A 20,859-nucleotide genomic window follows, 5' to 3' on the forward strand; every position below is an offset into this window, starting at 1 on the left:
CCGGGCCAAGCCACTTTCCTACTGCCCAAAGCGCCAGTTTAGCGACAGGTTCACGACCCGCCCTTCTACCGGGGCCCACAGCTCCCGGAAAACCGGGCTGCCGCTGGGCGGCAGCACCACGCGCTCGCGGCGCATCTGGCGGTAGTCGAACACGTTTTCGGCGTTGAGAACCAGCGTGTAAGGGCCGGTGCGGTAGCGCAGCAGCGCTGCCATGATGGGGTAGCCGGGCGTGGTGGTGCCGTCGGGCAGGTACTGCTGGCCGGTGTAGCTCGCCTCGATGCTCGCCCCGAGGCGGTCGGTAAAATCGGTGAGGGCCACGGCCGCAAACTTGTGCCGGGCGGCCACTTCCACGTTGGGGTTCACCGCGTCGTACTGCCGCCGGGCGTAGGTAAAACCGTGGCCCAGGTACAGCTCCGTTTCGTCGGCGCGCAGGCGCACGTAGGTTTCCAGGCCTTGCGTTACCACGGGCGTGGGGGCATTATTGCCAGCTGAGCGGGCCGCTGCCGGGCTGGTAGGTGCCCGCGCCGGGGCCGCCCATCACGCCGCCATCGGGCAGGAGGAGCGGGTTTTGGAGGCGCGTGTAAAAAAACGACTGGTCGATAGTCAGCACCAGCGGCTCGCCTTCGTCCCCAAAAAGCGCAGCATAAACGGGCAAAGGAGCGGTAAGTGCCGCCAACGCGGCGGGCACCAACTTTTTCTCGCAAAGCAAGGTGGCTATCTTGGAGAAATCCTGACGTTTTTGAAGCAGCGAGAACCGTAGGGCGAACTTGCCGACCGCTGCCCCAATCGCCCGCGCCCGCTGCGGATGGCAAGTCCCCGCTACTTTAGCGCCCCATGACCATTGCCGACCTGCGCCAGCAGAACCTGATTTTATTTGAAGCCGTGAGCGGCAGCCGCGCCTACGGCACCAACCTGCCACATTCCGATACCGATTTAAAAGGCGTATTTATCCTGCCCGAAAAGGCGTTTTTTGGCCTCGATTATATTCCGCAAATTGCGAATGATACTAACGATGAGGTGTTTTATGAGCTGCGCCGCTTCGTCGAGTTACTGCTGAAAAATAATCCTACGGTGCTCGAATTGCTCGGCACGCCCGCCGCCTGTATCATTTATCAGCATCCGCTATTTTCGGAGTTCCGGGCCGTCGATTTCTTATCGAAACTCTGCCGCCAAAGCTTCGCCGAATATGCCGTGGCGCAAATTCGCAAGGCGCAGGGTTTGAATAAAAAAATTAACCATCCCGAACCGCCCGCCCGCAAGTCGGTACTCGATTTTTGCTACGTCACGGCAGGAGCCGGGGCGCAGCCAGTAGCCACCTGGCTGAGTCGGCAAAACCTTGAAGGCCAGCAGTGTGGCCTGGCCAATGTGCCGCACCTCACGGACCTTTACGCCCTGTTCATCGACCGCATTACCGGCCAGCCGCTGGGCTACCGCGGCCTCGTGCGCGACCCCGAAATCAGCCAGGACGTCCTGCTTTCGGCCGTGCCGAAAGGGGAGGAGCCGGCCGCGTATTTATCCTTCAACCGCACGGGCTACAGCGTATATTGCCGGGCCTTTCGGGAGTATTGGGAATGGGTGGAAAAGCGCAATAAAGAGCGCTACGCGAACACCGTGCAGCACGGCAAAAACTACGACGCCAAAAATATGCTGCACGTATTTCGCTTGCTGCAAATGGCCGAGGAAATTGCCCTCACCGGCGAATTAAACGTGCACCGCTCCAACCGCGAATTCCTGCTCCAAATCCGGCGCGGCGAATTTGAATACGCCACCCTAATAGCCGAAGCCGGCGAATTGGTAGCGCGGGTAGAAGCTGCCTTCGCCGCGTCGGCCCTGGCCGCCGCCCCTGATAAAGCCGCCGCCGAAGCCACGTTGCGCCGGGTGCGCCAGCAGTTTTACGCGGCGCGCAGCACTAGCCAAGAGCAAGTTTAGCGTGGCCTTTATTTTGGTAGCCGGTTCGCCGGCGCCAGCTGGCCGACCGGTTGTCGCTGCGCAAGCCCACGCCGTTCAACGACAACCAGTCGGCCGGCTGGCGCCGGCGGACTGGCAACCAACCTAAAGACCGCTCCAATCCGAAAGGTATCACAAGTTTCAGGAATTATTGAAACTTGTGATACCTTTGCTCCGTCAACCCCCGCTGCCCCGGACCAACCCGGTGCGTCGCCATTGGGCGCTGACGCAGCAGCCATGTCCGCAGCCAAACTTGTTCTAATCGGTGGTAACGGTTTTCTGGGTCGCCACGTGCGGTCGCATTTTGAAGACCTTGGTTACCAGGTAGTAAGCATCAGCCGAACGGGCCCCGGCGACGTGCGCTGGGATGCCCGTACGCTGGGGCCGTGGGCCGCCGAACTGGAAGGCGCGGACCTGCTGGTAAACCTGGCCGGCCGCTCCGTCGATTGCCGCTATACGGCTGCCAATCGGCAAGCGGTGCTGGCCAGCCGGGTTGAGAGCACGGCGGTGCTGAGCGCGGCCGTGGCCGCCTGCCGGCAGCCGCCCCGCGTGTGGTTAAACTCCTCAACCGCTACTATTTACGCTGATACGCGCGGTAGCCTCCCGGCCAACACGGAGGCGGCCGGCATCATCGGCGAAGGCTTTTCGGTGGATGTAGCGCGGGCCTGGGAGGCGGTATTCATGGCCGGGGCTACGCCGGGCACGCGCCGGGTGGCGCTGCGCACCGCCATTGTGTTGGGGGCCGACGGCGGGGCTTTTCCCGTAATGGCCCGGCTGGCTCGCTGGGGCTTATGCTCGCCGCAAGATACTGGTGAGCAATGGATTAGCTGGCTGCACATCACCGATTTTTGCCGGGTGGTGGCATTCCTGGCGCAAGCTGAGACTATCAGCGGCCCGGTAAACCTGTGTGCGCCGCAGCCGCTTCGCAATCAGGATTTTAATGGCTTGTTAGCTAAATACTTAAAGCCCCTGGTGCGCCTGCCGCAGCCCCGCTGGCTACTCGAAATAGGAGCTTTTGTGTTGCGCACGGAAACGGAGCTTATCCTGAAAAGCCGCAAGGTGTACCCTGGTCGGCTGCTCGACGCAGGATTTGCCTTTGATTTCGCGGCTTGCGAACCGGCTATTACCGACCTGCTGCCTAAGTTATAATTACCTGATTAATAATTATATAAATATGAGTACCGGGAACCCTGACGTGCCTCCGCAAACCTTAGCCGAGGCTAAAGCTCAGTTTATCCACCTCTGGGGCGTGTCGGGCACGAGCTGGGGCGTGAGCAAGACCCTGGCCCAGGTGCACGCCCTGCTGCTGGTGAGCCCGGCGGCGCTCAGCACCGAAGATATTATGAGTCAGCTCACTATCTCGCGGGGCAATGCCAGCATGACAGTGCGCGAGCTGCTCGGTTGGGGCCTGCTTTATAAGGAGCTGCGCCCTGGTGAGCGCCGCGAGTACTTTGTGGCCGAAAAGGATATGCTGCAAGTCACGCGCTGCATCATCCGGGCGCGTAAGCGCCGCGAGCTCGACCCCATGAAGCGTACGCTCGACCAGCTGGCCACCCTGCCCGGCGATGCGGCCGATGCCGATTACCGTGCCTTCCATACCACGCTCACCGATATTCAGCAGCTCGCTACTGCTTCCGATAAGCTGCTCACTAAGCTCATGCTAGCCGAGCGCAGCTGGTTCTGGGACAAGTTTTTCAAGCTTTTTTTGTAACGTGGCGACGATGGCCGGCGGCGGCCCAGGCGAGCATCCTCCCAAAGGAGCGGGCAACTGGTACTTTTTGGGTTCCTTCGTTGCCCTGCTGCCCGCTTAAGCAGGCCAGGTGCGCGGGTGGGGCGGCGGAAATAGGAATAAAAACGGCTGCGTAGTTTTGCCAGCCAAAGGGCTACTGGCTGAAAACTAGCAAGGTAGCATTCAACGTAGCTACAACCGGCCCCTCCAACACCCCAAAAGGCATCAATGCCCTAATCTTGTACTGGCTAAACTCAACTAAAACCCGACCTTCGCGCGTTCATTCATCGGCCGCTCACTGGCGGCCCCCCTTCCATATGATGCTCAGTTCCGACCTTCTCATTTCGCGCGGCGAAGTGCTCATGCAACTCGAAGGTTATCTGAAAGATAATATCTATACCTTCCTCAAAAAGGTGGAGGATAGCTGGCAACCCGCTGATTACCTGCCCGATTCGCGCCGCGACACCTTCTTCGATGAGGTGAAGGAATTGCGCGAGCGCGCCGGTACCCTAAGCTACGATTTGCTGGCCGTGCTCATCGGCGATACCATTACCGAAGAAGCCTTGCCCAACTACGAGGCCTGGTTTCACGAGCTCGACGACCTAAACCGCGACCGCGACAACGGCTGGGCGCAGTGGATTCGGGGCTGGACGGCCGAGGAAAACCGCCACGGCGACCTGCTCAACCGCTACCTCTACCTATGTGGCCGCGTAAACATGCGCGAGTTTGAGGCTAGTACCCAGCACCTTATCAACGATGGCTTCGACCTCGGCACGGCCCACGACCCGTACCGCGCTTTTGTGTACACGAGCTACCAGGAGATGGCTACCAACGTGTCGCACCGTCGCGTGGGCCAGCTGGCCCGCGCCGCCGGCGATGACCAGCTCTCCAAAATCTGCGGCATGATTGCCGGCGACGAAAACCGCCACGCCCGCGCCTACAAAACCTTCGTAGACAAGATTTTCGAGCTGGACCCCAGTGAGATGATGCTGGCCTTTGAGGACATGATGCGCAAAAAAATCGTGATGCCTGCCCACTACATGCGCGAGTTGGGCATCGACATGGGCAAGACGTTCGGCCATTTCACCGATGCCGCCCAGCGCATTGGTGTGTACACGAGCAGCGACTACACCGATATTCTCGACACGCTCATCAGCGAGTGGAAAATAGCCGACCGCACCAACCTCACTGGTCCCGCCGAAAAGGCCCGCGACTACGTGATGGCCCTGCCTGCCCGCCTGCGCCGCGTGAGCGACCGCATGACGATACCTAAGCTGGAATATAAGTTCAAGTGGATTAGCTAGTTAGCTTATTTGCATTGTGCGTTATGAAAGCGCCGGCTGCCTGTGGTAGTCGGCGCTTTTTGCTGGCCCTTAACCAATAGGCCACGCCTGCTTTAGGAGCAAATACAACTAACCCGTACCACCCACATGGCTCAGCAAACCCAGGCCGCATACTACACCGAGTTTGGTGGTATTGGTAAAATTCAGGTCGGCCCGCTCGACCTACCCGAAGTAGGTGAAGGCGAAGTGCGCGTGCGCGTGAAAGCCGCCGGCATCAACCCCGTCGATTACATCGTGCGCGAAGGCCACTTTCAGCAAGTGGTGCCCAATGCCTTCCCGGCCGTGCCAGGCTGGGATGTGGCTGGCATTGTGGAGGAATGCGGCCATGGCGCGTCGCGCCTGCCCGAAGGGAGCGAAGTATATGGCTACGTGCGTCGCCCGGTGGTGCAGCACGGCACCTTCGCCGAGCATATTGTAGTACCCGAATGCTACCTGGCCCTGCGGCCCCAAAGGCTGAGCTGGCAGGCCGCCGGCGGCCTGCCATTGGCTGGCCTCACGGCCTATCAGTCGGTTATCGTGGCGGGTGGGCTCAAGGCGGGCGAAACGGTGCTGATTCTGGGTGCTTCGGGCGGCGTGGGCGGCACGGCCATTCAGCTGGCTAAGAACGTGGGGGCCACGGTAACTGCCGTAGCCAGCGGCCAAAATGCTGACTACATGAAGGAGCTCGGGGCCGATTTTACTATCGACTACAAAGCTGGCCCCGTTGCCGAGGCTGTGCAGAAGGTAGCGCCGCAAGGCGTTGATTTGCTGTTTGATGCCGTTAGCGGCGACACGCTCAGTCAGAGCTTATCGGCTCTCAAGCCCACTGGCCGCCTCATCTCGGTGCTCAACGATGGCAAGGCCCTGAAGCTGCCCGCCAGCGTGCATTTTGCCCACGTAATGGCTCAGCCCAGCGTGCCCGGCCTCAACCACCTGCGCGAGCTGGCCGACGCCGGTAAGCTGGCCGTGCCCATCGCGGCAACCTTCTCGCTGGCCGATACCAAAAAGGCTTTTGAACAGATTGAGTCCAAGCACACAACGGGTAAGGTGGTGATTGTGCCGTAGGCAACGAATCCGTAAAACGCACAAGAAAGAACGTCATACTGAACGTAACTGAAGCATCGCTACCACGCCTTGAGGACTAATAACCCCAGCGGCGCGGTAGTGATGCTTCGGCCACGCCCAGCATGACGTTCTTTATTACTCAGTGCCTTCAGCTAGGAAACACTGCGCTTGCGGCTACTTCTCGATTCTTACGCCTTTCCAGAAAGCTACCCGGTCTTTAATATTAGCGGCGGCGGGGCTGGTTTCGGGGTAAAACCAGGCGGCATCCTTGTTGAGGTCGCCGTTTACGCGCAGGGAGTAATAGCTGGCGCGGCCTTTCCAAGGGCAGGAAGTGTGGGCAATGCTATCCTCAAAAAACTCCTTCTTAAGGGAGTCGGCGGGGAAGTAGTGGTTGTTTTCCACCACTACGGTGTCGTCGCTCTCGGCCACGACGGTATTGTTCCAAATGGCTTTCATAGGTCGGCGGCGCGGCGCGTTAAAAAGCCGGTCCGCTGAAAGTAAACGCGCATCTTTGCCAGATGTTCACCTTTTGCTAACCCGGCCTGCCTTCTATGATACGCTACCTCCGCCCCGGCGAAGTAGACCGCCCGCAGTGGGATGCCTTACTGGGGCGCGCGCCCAACGGCTTGATTTACGGGCTGTCCTGGTACCTCGACATTGTGTCGCCCGGCTGGGCGGCGCTGGTGAAGGAGGAAGCCGGGCGCTACGTAGCGGTGCTGCCGCTGCCGGTGCGCACCAAATTTGGGCTGCGCTACCTCAAGCAACCTTTGTTTGCGCAGCAGCTGGGGCTATTTTATCTGGAAGCGCCCACGGCCGCCGACTGGCAGCAAATCGGGGCGCTGCTGCGGCAGCGGTTCCGGTTTATCACGCAGTATGCCTTTAACACGCGCAACCAGGAACTGCTCGGCCCCGGCCAGCCCGGGCTAGCGGGCGCGGCCTTCACTACTTATTACCTGTCGCTGCAACCCAACTACCCGCAGCTGCTGGCCGGCTACAAGGCCAACCGCCGCTGGCGTCTCAACCAGGCCCGCCGCCGGGGCCTGCGCGTGGAGCCGAGTACTGATATCGACCTGCTGGTGCGGATTTTTGCTGAGTACACGGCTCCCAAAATCCACGGTGTTATTGGCGAAGCCTACGAATACCGACTCCTGCGCGCATTGTACGCGGCTGCTAGTCAGCAACATATGGCCCACATGTGGCAGGCGCGCGCCGCCACTGGCGAGGTAGTGGCCATGATTTTGCTGTTTGAGTTCAACGGCCAGCTAACCTATATCTTCAACTCCTCGACGCCGGCCGGTAAGGAAGCAGGGGCCATTTCGGTGCTGCTCGACGAGGTGTTTCGCACCTACGCGGGCCGGGCCACCACTTTCGATTTTGAGGCGCCGGAAGTGGCCAGCGTGGCGCACTTTTACGCCAGCTTTGGGTCGGTGGCCGCGCCGTTTCACGCCATCGCCGCCAACCGCCTGCCGTGGCCGGTGCGCCAGCTCAAGGCGGCGCGCATGGCGCTGTACCGCCGGCTGCGGCCCCGCCCGGCCCCACCCGCCGACTAAGGCGCGGGCCCGGAAACATTACCGGCGCGGGCGTTGTTGGCCGGAGTAGCTTATTCGATGCCGTATTTGGCCGCCGTAGCACGCGCCGGGCAGCATCCTTATCCCAGTAAAAATTATATGGCTCTCGGCGTTCGCTTTCGTGATTTTGTGCCCGATGAAAACTCGGGCGATAAAGGATTTGAGCAGCTTTTTAAGCTGTTTATGCAATTGATTACCATCACTAGCGGTGATGTGGGCGAGGCCCTGCAATGGCTCAATGAGCTCGACAAGCAGTACGGCCTCACCGACAACGACTACGGCATGGGCAATTTCATCGATGACCTCAAGAAGAAGGGCTACATTGATGAGAATGAGCAGGAGCGGGGCGAGCTGAAAATCACGCCCAAGACTGAGCAGAAAATCCGGAAGTCGGCCCTGGAGGAGATTTTTGGCAAGCTCAAGCGTGGCAACAGCGGCAACCACCGCACGCCCCACACCGGGCAGGGCGACGAGCAGAGCACCGACCTGCGCGAGTTCCGTTTCGGCGATTCGCTGGAGCAGATTCAGATGACCGAGTCTATCCGCAACGCCCAGCTTAACCACGGCATGGACGGCGATAATTTTATGCTGACCGAGGGCGACCTCGAAGTGCGTGAAAACGAGCATAAGTCGCAGACCAGCACGGTGTTGATGATTGACATCTCGCACTCGATGATTCTGTACGGTGAAGACCGCATCACGCCCGCTAAAAAGGTGGCCATGGCCCTGGCCGAGCTCGTGAAGCAGAAGTACCCCAAGGACACGCTCGACGTGATTGTATTCGGCAACGACGCCTGGCAGATTGAGGTGAAGGACCTGCCTTACCTGCAAGTGGGCCCCTACCACACCAACACCGTGGCGGGCCTAGAGCTGGCAATGGACCTGCTACGCAAGCGCAAAACACCTAACAAGCAGATATTTATGATTACCGACGGCAAGCCCACTTGCCTGAAGGAAGGCAACGGCTACTATAAAAACTCGTTTGGCCTCGACCGCAAGGTGGTGAACAAGACGCTGAACCTGGCCGCCGCCGCCCGCCGCATCAAGATTCCGATTACCACGTTTATGATTACCTCCGACCCGTATTTGCAGAAATTCGTGGAGGAATTTACCGAGGTGAACCAGGGCAAAGCCTACTACTCGGGCCTCAAGGGCCTGGGCCACCTGGTGTTTGAAGACTACAAAAAGAATCGGCGCAAAAGCCTGTAGAACGGAGTGGCACTCCGTTTATCGCCGCGTAGCGGCGAGGCCGGAGCTGCGCCGCCTGCATTCAATCATTTCATTCTAACGCCAGCCTGCCGCGTTGCGGCAGAACGGAGTACCACTCCGTTTTACATTTTATGAAGCACGAAACTATCCGCACCCTGGGCCAATTGCGCGCCAGTGGTTACCAGCCCCGCACCGTTAAGCAAGAGTTGCGGGACAACCTCATTCTCAAGCTCAAAAACAAGGAAGACGTATTTCCGGGCATCTTCGGCTACGAAGAAACTGTGATTCCTGAGTTGCAGCGCGCCATCCTGGCCGGGCACCATATCAACCTGCTGGGCTTGCGCGGCCAAGCCAAAACCCGCATCGCGCGCCTGCTCATCAACCTGCTTGATGAATACATTCCGGTAGTGGAGGGCTCAGAGCTGAACGACGACCCGTTGCAGCCACTATCGGTATTTGCCAAAAACCTTATTGCCGAGAAAGGCGACGACACGCCCGTGAGTTGGATGGCCCGCGCCGACCGCTACACCGAGAAGCTCGCCACGCCCGACGTGACGGTGGCCGACCTCATCGGCGACGCCGACCCCATTAAAGCCGCCACGCTCAAGCTGCCGTATTCGGATGAGCGTGTGATTCACTTCGGCCTGATACCCAGGGCGCACCGGGGTATTTTTGTGATTAACGAACTGCCTGACTTACAGGCTCGTATCCAGGTATCGCTGTTCAATATCTTGCAGGAAGGCGACATCCAGATTCGGGGTTTCAAGGTGCGTTTGCCGCTCGATATCCAGTTCGTATTCACTGCCAATCCCGAGGACTATACCAACCGCGGCAGCATCGTGACGCCGCTCAAGGACCGGATTGACGCGCAGATTATCACCCACTATCCCAAGTCGATTGAGATTGGCAAGCGCATTACCAAGCAGGAAGCCCGTATTAAAGAGGAGCAGAAAGGCTTGGTAACCAGCAACGAAATTATGCACGACCTCGTGGAGCAGGTGGCCGTAGAGGCCCGCGGTTCCGAGTTTGTGGATGCGAAGTCGGGCGTATCGGCCCGCCTCACCATCTCGGCTTACGAGCAGGTGATTGCCGGGGCCGAGCGCCGCGCGCTCATCAACGGGGAGAGCAATACCTACGTACGCCTGGCCGACTTCATCTCGGCCGTGCCCGCCATCACCGGCAAGGTAGAATTGGTGTACGAAGGCGAGCAGGAGGGCGCGGGCATCGTGGCCGAAAAGCTCATGGGCAAGGCTATCCGCACCTTGTTCCTGAATTACTTCCCCGACCCCGACAAATCGAAGAAGCTCAAGAACCGCCCCTCGCCCTACAAAACGGTGCAGGAGTGGTTTGGCAACGGCAATACGCTGGATATTCTGCACGATGCCAGCACCACCGACTACCGCGCCGCCCTCGACAAAGTGCCCGGCCTGCGCGACATCGTGACCGAGCTGCACCCCAAGGAAGACGCCGAAAGCACGTACTTCCTCATGGAATTCCTACTGCACGGCTTGGCCGAGCACTCGCTCATCTCGCGCAACCGCCTCACGGCCGGCGCGCAGTTTAAAGACCTGCTTTCGTCGATGTTTACTATGCCCACTTTCGGTGATGACGACGACGAGGACGAAGAAGAGCAAAAGCCGCGCAAGCGCCGCTAACACAATGTGAGGTAAGCTTTAGCTTGCCGCTGAAACGTAAAGGCCTGCGTACCAAAATGGTGCGCAGGCCTTTTTTGCGGCGCAGCGCACTGGTCTCACCTTGTTCGCTTCGTCAAGTCATCCAGCACCTTTAGCAGCGTGGGAAAGCGGTAGTCGCCGTGCATAGTCGCTACCAGCCGCGCCGCCTCGGCCACCGGCAGGCCCACGCTCGTCACGTAGAGGGGGCTCTGGCTCTGGCCGCGTAGCACGGCCGCCACCTGCGGGGCCACGCCCGCAAACCGCGTTTTGGCCACGCCAACCACCGGCAACCGACTGCCCAGCGCCTCGTACAGGTGCTGGCCCAGGCCGGCCCGCGCCTCTGCCCCCAGCGTAACGTAGCCATCCACCACCACGCAGCTCACGGTGGCCAGGTCTATTTGCGCCAGCACGGCCAGCAGGCAGGGTAATTCGCGCTTGTAGAAAGCGCCCGGCTCATACTCCGCAATGGGCGAAACGGTGGCTGCGTAGCTGGCCGCTACTGCCGCCGCATCCCAGGTAGGAAAGGCGACGGCCACGGCGTAGCCTTGGGTTTCGGCGTAGGCAACGTCAAGGGCAAGTATCATATAATCTTCTGATTAGGCACTAAAAAACGAAGCCTTCTCGCGAACGCGAAAAGGCTTCGTTTAAAAAATGCGAAGCAAGCAGCGCTTACGCCGCGTCGTCCGTTACCACAATTTTGGTAATCTCGTCGTTGCCGCGAATCTGGTCAATTACGTCCAGGCCTTCCACTACTTTGCCGAACACGGTGTGCACGCGGTCGAGGTGGGCGGTGTTCTGGCGGTCGTGCACGATAAAAAACTGCGAGCCACCAGTGTTTTTGCCGGCGTGGGCCATGCTGAGCACACCACGCTCGTGGTGCTGATTGCCGCCGCTGGTTTCGCAGTCGATTTTATAGCCGGGGCCGCCGGTGCCGGGCTGGCCTTTGGCGCCGGGCTTGGTGTTGGGGTCGCCACCCTGAATCATGAAATTCGGGATAACGCGGTGAAACTTAGTGCCGTCGTAGAAGCCTTTGCTGGCCAGGTCGGTAAAGTTTTTGACCGTGTTGGGGGCGTCCTGCTCGTAGAACTCGACTTTCATAACGCCCTTAGGCGTGTGGATTTCAGCAGTTTTCATCGAAAAACAACGTAAAATGAGGGGTGGGAATAGGCGCTGCGGATAAGCGCAGCGCACTGCGAAGGTAAACCAGCCGGTGGCCGCTGGGGTTTAGGCAGAACCGGGAGGCCAGCTTATTACGTAAGCAAAGCTCTTGGTTTTCACCTCATCCCTTTTTTTATCGTTTTCCATGAAGAAGTTGTTCTTCCCCCTTGCCACCGCCGTTGCCATCTCGCTGGGCCTCACTAGCTGCGGTAGTGACAAAACCACCGAAACCACCACTACTGAAGTTGCCACGGCTAACCCCGCCGACTCGGTAGCCGCTATGGCCGGCGACTCGGCCCGCATGGCTAAGCCCGGTGGCGTGATGGTAGACGGTGTGGCCATGACGGCCGACAAAGACATCGTAGACAACGCCGCAGCTGCTAAGACTGTGAGCACGCTCGTATCGCTGGTAAAGCAGGCTGGCTTGGTTGAAACGCTGAAGGGCGCTGGTCCTTTCACTGTATTCGCCCCCACCAACGATGCCTTTGCAAAGCTTCCCAAGGCCGCCGTGGCCGCCCTTACCGACCCCGCCAACGCCGCCAAGCTAAAAGGCGTACTGACCTACCACGTAATTGCCGGCCGCCTGATGGCCGCTGACCTCAAGGACGGCCAGGAACTAACCACCGTGAACGGCGAGAAGCTGCACGTAATGGTAAAAGACGGTAAAGTGATGGTAGGCAACGGCAAAGATGCCCCCGCTACCGTCGCCATTGCCGACGTAGTATCGAAAAACGGCGTCACTCACGTTATCGATACCGTGGTACTGCCGCTGGCTAAGTAACTGAGTAAAAGGAGTAAATAAGTAAGGGGAGTAGTGTCGTTCTACTGTAAGAACGACACTACTCCCCTTACTTATTTACTCCTTTTACTCATTTGCCAAGTCCCGCGTCTTCCGACACGCGCTGGGCGAAGCTGGCCCAGTCTACGTCGGGCTCGGCCCGGGCCACGGTGGCCGTGAGGCGGTCGCGGATGATGTTGGCGAAGGGCATGGGCACGGCCTGCTTGTAAGCCTCCTGCACCACCAGGTTCATGTCTTTGCGAATAATGGCCGGTGGCGCGCCCACCGGCTGGTAGTGCTGCTCGGCAATGAGTTTGCCATAGCCTTTATAAATAGGGTTATCGAAAAGCGTGGTGGTCAGCATATTATAGAAGCCCACGCGGTCGAGGCCGCTTTTTTCGGCCAGCGTCAGGGCTTCGGCCATGCCTTCGATTACGGTGCCGAGCAGGAAATTGCCGCACAGCTTGGCCACGCTGGCCGCGCCGGGGTCATCGCCAAAATCGTGGGTGCCCCGGCCGATGGCGGCTAGCGCGGCTTGCAGGCGCTCACGGGCCTCGGCCGGCCCCGAGCAGCCTACCCAGAGCTTGCCCAGGGCCGCCACATCAGGCTTGCCAAAAACGGGGGAGGCTACCAGCACCGAGCCGTGGGCGGCGTGCGCCTCGGCCAGGCGGCGGTTGGTATCGGGGGCCACGGTGCTGCACGAAGCATGGATGGCGCCCTCAGGCAGCGCGCTCAGGATGCCGTCGGGGCCGGTGGTAATTTCTTCCAGCGCCTGGTCATCGGTGAGCATCGTGAAGACGATGGTAGCGTCGCGCACGGCCTCGGCGGGCGTGGCGGCTACGGCGGCACCCTGCTCGCGCAGGGGCTCGGCTTTGGCGGCGGTGCGGTTGTAAACGGTGAGCGGAAAACCGGCTTTGAGCAAGTTGGCGGCCATTGCCGCACCCATGCTGCCCAAGCCCAAAAAGGCAATTTTATCAGCCATGAAAAGAGGAGGTAAGCGTCCTAAAATGGCTGGGTGTACGCAAAACCTACGGGCCAGGGCTGGGCGTAGCCGCCGAGTCGGGGCCCACGCTGGGCGCGGGGGCACCCGTGGCGGGCGCTACTATGCTGTCGATGAGCGGCTTGGCTGGCGCGTGGGTAAGTACTGACGATTCCGTTTCGTCGGCTGGTTCCTTATCAGGCGAATACAGCGAGGCACCGTCGGTATCGGCCTGGGTTGGTGCCAGGGTGCTATCGACTACGTAAACCACATTGGGTGTTGCCTCTTCCTGCGCCCGGAAAGTGGGGCCGGTGCGCGGTACGCCCGTGGTGGCGGGGCGCGGGCGAGGCGGGTGCGCCAGCTGCGCCACGCCCCAGGTACCCACACCCAGGCTAGCCAATACCAGTGCTACCACGCCCCAGCGCTCGGCCTGGCGCAGGCGGCGAAATGAAGGCGTGCGAGGCTTCGCCACCGGCTGCGTTACCGCTTGGCCCGCGGGCTGCCGCGCAGCAACCGTAGCTACTGGCGGGCTAACCGCCGCAGGCTGCGCGGGGGCCGATACTTGAACGGGTTTGTTCGTGGTTTGTAACTGCTTGATAAGCAAGCCTAACTGCTGAATGCGCGTATCCAGCTCGTGGTTGCGGCCGGCTAGCTCAGCGCGGGCGGTGCGCAGTTCATCTTCCAGCTTGGCGGTGGTTTGCTGCTCGGCCCGGCGCGCAGTGGCCGACAGCCCGGCTTGCGCCAGCTGCTGCCGCAGCTGGGTTAGCTCCTGGGTGCGGGCGGCCTCGCGGGTAGTGGCTTCTTGGCGCTGCTGGTGCAGCTCGGTTTGCAGCTCGTGGCGCAGCTGCTGGAGGCGGACTTGCTCCTGCTGGTCGCGCAGGTGCTGGTCGGGTGGGCCGCCACCGTAGGGTGGGTCGGCAGGGATGTCTTCGGCCCCCAGCCAGCGCCACAGCTGCCGCAGCTTCTGCGTTAGAAAAGCAGGCAGGTCTGCGAGCAGACTTTCAGGCCTACCTCCTTCGTGGGGCACGTAAGGTTCGTTGCCCAGGTACTCGCCCCATTCCAGGAGCTCGTCCTCAGTCAGTATATGTTCTTCATCGCCAGAATTTTGGCGCAGGTGGCCGTGAAGCCGCACGGCATTACCCACCAGCTGAAAATCGTGGGCTGCCGCGTGGCTATGCAGTTGCGCTTCTACCTCGGGCCCAAAAGTAAGCGGTGCGTCGAGCAAGGCAATGCCTGCGCATGGCGGCAACTCACTTTCGGGCAAGCCCAATTGCTCGCTCAACCAACTCAGGGCTAGGGGTAGTTGCTGCTGGTAGTGCACAAATGGGTTGCCATTACCCACGTAGCCGGGTAGCGGCTGCCCACCAAGCTGCCAGGCACCGTGGGCCAGCGCCGGCAGGGTTAGGTGACCGGCGCAGGGCGTGAGTAGCACCAGCGTTACGCTGCCCGGCCGCACCACCAGTACATCGACCTCAATGGGCGTAAAGGCCCCCAGGTTGCCCAGTAGCACGGTGCCTGGCGCGCCGGTTTCGGCGTGCAGGGCAGCCCGCACAGCCTCGTACTGCCGCTGGCGGCCGGCATCGGCGAAGGGCACGGGCAACAGGCTGACCAGCATGGCTGAAGAAGGAATTAGGAAGTAGAAAGCAAGACCGTCATGCTCATCTGGCGTCCACGCAGGGAAGTGTCTTGCTCGCATTATTCGGGCATTGTTCAAGATATGCAAGCAAGACACTTCCCTGCGTGGACGCCAGATGAGCACGACGTTTTACTAGATTCCTAAACGTGCTGGTTCTCCTAATGCCGGTTGTCTTCGTCGGCCAGCATGCTGAGGTAGCTTTCGTAGCGCGGCACGGCCAGCTTGCCCTGGTCCATAGCTTCGCGCACGGCGCAGCCGGGCTCGTGCACGTGCTGGCAGTTGTGGTAGCGGCACTGGTTGAGCAGGGCGCGCATCTCGGGGAAATAGCCGGCCAGCTCGGCGGCGGGCACATCTACCAGGCCCAGCTCCTTGATGCCGGGCGTGTCGATGAGGTAGGTACCGGGCACCACTTCCAGCATTTCGGCGAAGGTGGTGGTGTGCTTGCCCTTGTCGGAAAAGGCGCTGATTTCGGCCGTTTTCAGGTCCAGGTCGGGCACCAGCTCGTTGATAAGCGTGCTTTTGCCCACGCCCGAATGCCCCGAGAGCAGCGAAATCTTGTTGGGCAGCAGCGAGGCTACAGCCACCACATTATCGCCCGTTTCGGCCGAGCACAGCACGCTGGGGTATCCCAGGCTTTCGTACATGCCGGCTATCTGGCGCTGGTAGTCCAGGGTATCTTCATCGTAAAGGTCTGATTTGTTGAATATTAATAAAGCAGGTAAATGATACGCCTCGGCCGTAACCAAGAAGCGGTCAATAAAGCCAAACGACGTAACCGGCGATACCAGCGTCACCACCAGCAGCGCCTGGTCGAGGTTAGCGGCTACAATGTGCGCGTGCTCACTCTTGTGCACCGAGCGCCGGATGATGTAGTTGCGGCGCGGCACAATGGTATGAATCACGCCCGCGCCCTCCGACTGCTCGGGAACCTCAAACTCCACCACATCGCCCACGGCCAGCGGGTTGCTCACCTTCAGGCCCTGGTTTTTAAACTTGCCACGCAGCCGGCAGCGGTGCAGCTGCCCGCCCGGCGTTTCGCGCACCACGTACCACGAGCCGGTAGATTTAACGACAATTCCTCTCATCTCAATCAGCAATTATCGGTTAGCAATTAGCAATTTAATCAAAAAATTAACGCCAGTGCGTAGGCCGGAAGATGGGCCGTCGGCAACTGATATCTGTTAGTTGATAATTGATAATTGGGAAAGAATGCGGCCCGTGGCCCCGGCGTGCGTGTGCACGTAGTCGAGGCTCATATCCTGCACTTTCAGGCGAGTCTCCTCATTGTAATACAGCCGGTCAAAGGCTGATTCGAGTTGCTGAGCCGACCGCACCGAAAAGGCGCAGCCCAACTCCACCAGCTCCACCGCCTCCTGAAACCGCTGGTAGCGCGGCCCAAAAAATACTGGCAGCCCGAAGGCCGCCGCCTCCAGCGTGTTGTGCAGGCCGGCCCCAAACGCCCCGCCAATGTAGGCAAAGCGCCCGAAGCGGTAAAGCTGGCTCAGCATGCCCACGTTGTCGATGAGCAGCAGGCGGGCGTCGGCCACGGTGGCGGGTGTGGCCCGCGAGTAGCGCACCGTGAGGCCCGGCAGGGCAGCTTCCACCTCCAGCAGGTGTGCCTCGCTTACCTCATGCGGGGCCACGATAAAGCGCATGCTGCGGGCGTGCTTGCGCAGCAGCGGGGCCAGGGCGGGCAGGTCCTCGGGCCAGGTGCTGCCGGCTACCAGCGTGGGCGCGCCATCGGCCACGAAGGCTTCGGCCAGCGGCAGGGGGCGGGCGGGGGCCAGCGCCGTAGCCGCCACGGTGTCGAAACGGGTGTCGCCGGCCACGCTCACCCGCACTAGACCAATGCCGCGCAGCAGCTCGGCCGAGGCTTCATTCTGAGTGAAAATGTGGCTAAGCTCACCCAGAATTTTTCGAAAAAAACCGCCCCAGGGTCGGAAGAAAACCTGGTCGGGCCGAAAGATGGCCGCCACCACCACCGCCGGAATGTGCCGCTGCCGCAGTTCGCGCAGGAAAAAATACCAGAACTCGTACTTGACGAACACCGCTAGCTTGGGCTGCACGCTTTGCAGGAACGCCTGGGCATTTTCGGCCGTATCGAGCGGTAGGTAGAAGATGTAGTCGGCCCCCGCCCACTGCTGCCGCACCTCGTAGCCCGAGGGCGAAAAAAACGTGAGCACAATTTTGTGGCCGGGGTACTGCCCGCGCAGCCCCTCAATGAGCGGGCGGCCCTGCTCAAACTCGCCCAGCGAGGCGCAGTGCACCCACAGGCGCGGCGCGGCATCGGCGGCCAGCGCCTGCGCAATGCGGGGCAGCAGCCCCGCGCGGCCCGCCACCCAGGCCGCCGCCTTGGGCACAAACGGAGACGCTAGGCGCAGCAATAAAGCGTAAAGTGCTAATGCTAAAGAATATATAAAAAGCAAAAAAGGCCGCGCTCAGAATAAAAAGTCCGAACGCGGCCCCAAAAATACGGTAAATATGTGCGGTAAGCTTCCGCTTGCCGTCAATAGAATAAAAGCTTTTATTCTATTGACGGCAAGCGGAAGCTTACCGCACGCTCAGCTCTCCTCGGCCTCCCAATTGGCGGGGCAGGTTTCGCCGTGCTCCTCGTAGTGGCGCAGGGCATCGACCATGCGCAGGGCGTCGGAGATGCGGCGGCCCAGGAAGCGGTCGTTCACGAGTTGGTGCCGCACAATGCCGTCGCGGTCAATCAAAAACAGGCCCCGGTAGGCCTGCGGCGAACCAATAAAAGTCATTTCGCCGGCTTCGTTGTAGTCGTAGTGGCCGGCCAGCACGTCGTAGTTGGCCGAGATAGTCTTGTTGGCGTCGGCAATGAGCGGGTACGTAACGCCCGCAATGCCGCCCTCGGCCTGCGGCGTGCGCAGCCACGCTTGGTGCGCCTGGTGCGAGTCGGTGCTGCACCCAATCACGGCCACGCCGCGGCGCTCAAACTCGGGCAGCATGGCCTGAAAAGCCAGTAGCTCGGTAGGGCAGAGGCTCGAAAAATCGGCCGGGTAAAAAAACAGGAGTACGTAGCGCTTACCCAGATAACGGTCGAGCGAAAAATCTTCCTCCAGTTGCTGGCCAATAACGGCCGGGGCCTTGAAAACAGGCGCGCGCTTACCAACGAGAACGGGCATTATAGTGAATTATAAAGTAGAAAGTATGAATTAGGTCCGTCTGCCTCTGCGACTTCTGCGCAAAACCTCCGCGCCTTCTGCGGGCTAAGACGTTGCTGCCGCCTCATACTCCAAACGTCCTCAAACGGTTATTCGCGCACCAAAAACTGGAACGTGCTACGCGTGCGCTGCTCCAGCAGCAGCACCCGCCCGCCGGTCAGCCGCTCTACACTAGCCTGGTCGTAATGCTTAATCGTAAAGAGCGTCAAATCAGCATTATACTGGATGCGAAACTGCCCGCCCAGCAGCTCCAGCAGCCGCTGCACCCGCATTGCGGAGTAATCGACGCACACCGAAAAGCTGATGGCCGAGTTCTGCATAAGGTTGATTTTGAGCCGCGCCTGCGCCAGCGCTCCAAAAATTACCTCCAGGTTTTCCTCCGAAATAAACGCAAAATCCTTGCTCTCAAATGATAGTAGCCCCTGCCCAGCCTTGCGGATAAACGCCGGCACCAGCGGCGCGTGCTGGCAGTCGTGGATGAGCGTGCCCGGCGCGGCCGGGTCCAGAAACGACTTCACCCGCAGCGGAATACCGCGCTCAGCCAGCGGCTTCAACGTTTTGGGGTGAATCACGCTGGCCCCGTAAAACGCCATTTCAATCGTTTCCTGGTAGCTGATTTCGGGGTACAGCACCGTATCAGCAAATATTTTGGGGTCGGCGTTGAGCAGGCCCGGCACGTCCTTCCAGATGGTCACCGACTCGGCCCGCAGGCAATAGGCAAGGATGGCGGCCGTATAATCAGAACCCTCGCGGCCTAAGGTGGTAGTGCGGCCGTCAGTCGTGCCGCCAACGAAGCCTTGGGTGACAATAATAGCGTTTCTGCCAGTGTGGAAGAGATTATTATCGGCCCGAAAAAAGGTATCGGCAGTACTGCATACATTTTGCTCCGTTGTTACCCAGTCAACCCGCGCTTCTCGCCAGGTTAAGTCTGTCTGAATTAAACCACTGGTTGGATACCAATGCACTGGTCTATCTAAATTGTAGTAAGCCAATGCATTGGCAACGATGTTTGCGGAAAGCAACTCACCATAACTAATAATTTGGTCATATCCTTCATCATAATCAGCGTTTGGCAGCACTTGGGCCAAAGCTTTTTTTAATGTAGCAAAAGGCATCATTGGAGACTCTGATTCATCTAAGTTCTCCCGGTATTCAACCAACTGTTCCTGTAATTCTATGTGCGCCTGTTGATGATATGCCTCCAGCGCCGCTAACTGCGCCGAGTAGTCCTGCCCATAGTAAGCTAGGTCAAAAATTTCTTCCAGCGCATTAGTCGTCTTGCCCATCGCCGATACCACAATGAGCAGCGGCCCCTTGGGCCCAAAGTCGCGCACGATGCGGCAAAGGTTCAGTATCGCCGCCGCATCCTTCACCGAGGCCCCGCCAAATTTGTAGACTTGCAAGCCTGTCAATTCATTTCCCATAGGCCCCAAAACTAGCTTGCGCGCCGCATTTAGGTAGCTTAGCCCGGCATCGGTAGCTTTGCGCTAGCTCTCGCCCCTCTTTTATTTATGGACCACAACAAACTCGCCCTGCCCGTCGGCACTACCCTCGACCGCTTCATCATGCGCAAGCAGGAAGATTTCCCCTATGCCACCGGGGAGCTGTCGCAACTGCTGCGCGATATTGCGCTGGCCGCCAAAATCGTGAACCGCGAAATCAACCGCTCGGGCCTCATCGACATTGCCGGGGCCTACGGCAACCGCAACGTGCAGGGTGAAGACCAGCAGAAGCTTGACGTAATTGCCAACATTCGGTTTATCAGGGCGTTGCGCAATGGCGGCGAAGTCTGCACCATCATCTCTGAGGAGGATGAGGATATCATCCAGACCGGTAACAACCAGGGTAAGTACGTGGTAGCCATTGACCCGCTCGACGGCAGCAGCAACATCGACGTGAACGTTAGCATCGGCACTATTTTCAGCGTCTACCGGCGTATTTCACCCACCGGCCGCGAGGGCACCGAGGCCGATTGCCTCCAGCCCGGCACCCACCAGGTGGCGGCGGGCTACGTTATCTACGGCTCCAGCACGATGCTCGTGTACACGACTGGCAACGGCGTCAACGGCTTTACCTATGAGCCCAGCCTGGGCGAATTTTTCCTTTCGCACCCCGATATCCAAACGCCCAAAACCGGTGCCGTTTACTCCATCAACGAAGGCTCGTCCGATTCGTTTTCGCCCGGCGTGGCCGCGTTCGTGCAACACTGCAAGGCTACCAATTTCTCGGCCCGCTACATCGGCTCGCTGGTGGCCGACTTTCACCGCAACCTGCTCAAAGGCGGCATCTACATCTATCCCGCCACTGCCAAAGCGCCCGGCGGCAAGCTGCGCCTCATGTACGAGTGCAACCCGCTGGCCTTCATCGTGGAGCAAGCCGGCGGCAAAAGCTCCGATGGCGTCCACCGCACCCTCGAGATTGAGCCTAAAACCTGCCACGCGCGCTGCCCCGTTTTTATCGGCAGCCGCGAGCTGGTAGAGCAAGCCGAAGCCTTCCTGGCGAAAGAAAAAGAAAATGTAGGGTAAGCTTCATCTTGCCGCCGCCCGCGCCACCCAATGGCGGTAAGCTAAAGCTTAGCCTATACGCAAAAAAAGCCGTTCCTAAGTTCAGGAA

20 protein-coding genes and 1 pseudogene are annotated in these 20,859 nt (G+C 59.8%); 10 read left to right on the forward strand and 11 right to left on the reverse strand.

The features are described 5' to 3' along the window. Positions 1 to 18: 18 nt before the first annotated feature. Together QMK33_RS12285 and QMK33_RS12290 are read right to left on the reverse strand one after the other, a co-directional pair. Entirely contained in the window at positions 19 to 465 is a 447-nt protein-coding gene (locus QMK33_RS12285; protein WP_283564885.1) for a porin family protein, read from the reverse strand. Positions 466 to 478: 13 nt separating this feature from the next. Beyond that, positions 479 to 655, reverse strand: coding sequence for a hypothetical protein (locus tag QMK33_RS12290; protein ID WP_283564886.1), 177 nt, complete (start codon positions 653 to 655; stop codon positions 479 to 481). A gap of 179 nt (positions 656 to 834) precedes the next feature. On the opposite strand from QMK33_RS12290, the gene QMK33_RS12295 reads away from it, so the two are divergent. From QMK33_RS12295 to QMK33_RS12315, 5 genes are all read left to right on the forward strand, one after another. Then, on the forward strand, positions 835 to 1,929 hold the full coding sequence (locus tag QMK33_RS12295) for a DNA polymerase beta superfamily protein (RefSeq protein ID WP_283564887.1): 1,095 nt from the start codon (positions 835 to 837) through the stop codon (positions 1,927 to 1,929). A gap of 255 nt (positions 1,930 to 2,184) precedes the next feature. Next, entirely contained in the window at positions 2,185 to 3,096 is a 912-nt protein-coding gene (locus tag QMK33_RS12300; protein ID WP_283564888.1) for a TIGR01777 family oxidoreductase, read from the forward strand. 25 nt (positions 3,097 to 3,121) lie between these two features. Further along, positions 3,122 to 3,658 (forward strand): GbsR/MarR family transcriptional regulator, encoded by a 537-nt coding sequence (locus tag QMK33_RS12305; RefSeq protein WP_283564889.1) that lies wholly within the window; start codon positions 3,122 to 3,124, stop codon positions 3,656 to 3,658. Positions 3,659 to 3,993: 335 nt separating this feature from the next. Further along, positions 3,994 to 4,980, forward strand: a complete 987-nt coding sequence (locus QMK33_RS12310) for an acyl-ACP desaturase (RefSeq protein WP_502867063.1) — start codon at positions 3,994 to 3,996, stop codon at positions 4,978 to 4,980. A gap of 126 nt (positions 4,981 to 5,106) precedes the next feature. Then, entirely contained in the window at positions 5,107 to 6,063 is a 957-nt protein-coding gene (locus QMK33_RS12315) for an NADP-dependent oxidoreductase (RefSeq protein ID WP_283564890.1), read from the forward strand. A 174-nt stretch (positions 6,064 to 6,237) separates the two neighbouring features. On the opposite strand, the pseudogene QMK33_RS12320 reads toward QMK33_RS12315, so the two are convergent. Beyond that, positions 6,238 to 6,522 (reverse strand): annotated as a pseudogene (locus tag QMK33_RS12320) (DUF427 domain-containing protein); the annotation flags it as partial. Positions 6,523 to 6,614: 92 nt separating this feature from the next. On the opposite strand from QMK33_RS12320, the gene QMK33_RS12325 reads away from it, so the two are divergent. From QMK33_RS12325 to QMK33_RS12335, 3 genes are all read left to right on the forward strand, one after another. Next, a complete protein-coding gene (locus QMK33_RS12325) occupies positions 6,615 to 7,613 on the forward strand; it encodes a GNAT family N-acetyltransferase (protein ID WP_283564892.1) in 999 nt (332 codons plus the stop codon). A 117-nt stretch (positions 7,614 to 7,730) separates the two neighbouring features. Next, positions 7,731 to 8,840 (forward strand): vWA domain-containing protein, encoded by a 1,110-nt coding sequence (locus QMK33_RS12330; protein WP_283564893.1) that lies wholly within the window; start codon positions 7,731 to 7,733, stop codon positions 8,838 to 8,840. A 131-nt stretch (positions 8,841 to 8,971) separates the two neighbouring features. Further along, complete coding sequence (locus QMK33_RS12335) at positions 8,972 to 10,495, forward strand: sigma 54-interacting transcriptional regulator (RefSeq protein ID WP_283564894.1); 1,524 nt, start codon at positions 8,972 to 8,974, stop codon at positions 10,493 to 10,495. A 95-nt stretch (positions 10,496 to 10,590) separates the two neighbouring features. Here QMK33_RS12335 and QMK33_RS12340 read toward each other — a convergent pair whose 3' ends face one another. Both QMK33_RS12340 and QMK33_RS12345 read right to left on the reverse strand, forming a co-directional pair. Further along, entirely contained in the window at positions 10,591 to 11,097 is a 507-nt protein-coding gene (locus tag QMK33_RS12340) for an endonuclease V (RefSeq protein ID WP_283564895.1), read from the reverse strand. An 85-nt stretch (positions 11,098 to 11,182) separates the two neighbouring features. Further along, positions 11,183 to 11,647 (reverse strand): peptidylprolyl isomerase, encoded by a 465-nt coding sequence (locus QMK33_RS12345; protein WP_283564896.1) that lies wholly within the window; start codon positions 11,645 to 11,647, stop codon positions 11,183 to 11,185. Positions 11,648 to 11,816: 169 nt separating this feature from the next. Between QMK33_RS12345 and QMK33_RS12350 the strand changes: the two genes are divergently transcribed. Next, entirely contained in the window at positions 11,817 to 12,452 is a 636-nt protein-coding gene (locus tag QMK33_RS12350) for a fasciclin domain-containing protein (RefSeq protein WP_283564897.1), read from the forward strand. 88 nt (positions 12,453 to 12,540) lie between these two features. Here the strand turns inward: QMK33_RS12350 and QMK33_RS12355 are convergent, their stop codons facing one another. The 6 genes from QMK33_RS12355 to QMK33_RS12380 all read right to left on the reverse strand — a co-directional run bounded on the left by QMK33_RS12355 (position 12,541) and on the right by QMK33_RS12380 (position 19,670). Further along, the gene (locus tag QMK33_RS12355; protein WP_283564898.1) at positions 12,541 to 13,431 is read right to left on the reverse strand and encodes an NAD(P)-dependent oxidoreductase; all 891 of its coding nucleotides are present in this window, start codon (positions 13,429 to 13,431) and stop codon (positions 12,541 to 12,543) included. Positions 13,432 to 13,477: 46 nt separating this feature from the next. Further along, positions 13,478 to 15,043: a hypothetical protein gene (locus QMK33_RS12360; protein ID WP_283564899.1), complete on the reverse strand. Its 1,566-nt coding sequence runs from the start codon at positions 15,041 to 15,043 to the stop codon at positions 13,478 to 13,480. Between the two features lie 179 nt (positions 15,044 to 15,222). Continuing rightward, positions 15,223 to 16,149 (reverse strand): ribosome small subunit-dependent GTPase A, encoded by a 927-nt coding sequence (gene rsgA / locus QMK33_RS12365; protein WP_283564900.1) that lies wholly within the window; start codon positions 16,147 to 16,149, stop codon positions 15,223 to 15,225. A gap of 96 nt (positions 16,150 to 16,245) precedes the next feature. Continuing rightward, complete coding sequence (locus tag QMK33_RS12370; protein ID WP_283564901.1) at positions 16,246 to 17,424, reverse strand: 3-deoxy-D-manno-octulosonic acid transferase; 1,179 nt, start codon at positions 17,422 to 17,424, stop codon at positions 16,246 to 16,248. A gap of 201 nt (positions 17,425 to 17,625) precedes the next feature. After that, a complete protein-coding gene (locus QMK33_RS12375; protein ID WP_283564902.1) occupies positions 17,626 to 18,207 on the reverse strand; it encodes a peroxiredoxin in 582 nt (193 codons plus the stop codon). A gap of 128 nt (positions 18,208 to 18,335) precedes the next feature. Next, on the reverse strand, positions 18,336 to 19,670 hold the full coding sequence (locus tag QMK33_RS12380) for an aspartate kinase (RefSeq protein ID WP_283564903.1): 1,335 nt from the start codon (positions 19,668 to 19,670) through the stop codon (positions 18,336 to 18,338). 87 nt (positions 19,671 to 19,757) lie between these two features. Between QMK33_RS12380 and fbp the strand changes: the two genes are divergently transcribed. Next, positions 19,758 to 20,771, forward strand: a complete 1,014-nt coding sequence (fbp, locus tag QMK33_RS12385) for a class 1 fructose-bisphosphatase (RefSeq protein WP_283564904.1) — start codon at positions 19,758 to 19,760, stop codon at positions 20,769 to 20,771. The last annotated feature ends 88 nt before the right edge of the window (positions 20,772 to 20,859 follow it).

Origin of the sequence: Hymenobacter sp. H14-R3, from assembly GCF_030063445.1 — a bacterium.
Taxonomy (GTDB): domain Bacteria; phylum Bacteroidota; class Bacteroidia; order Cytophagales; family Hymenobacteraceae; genus Hymenobacter.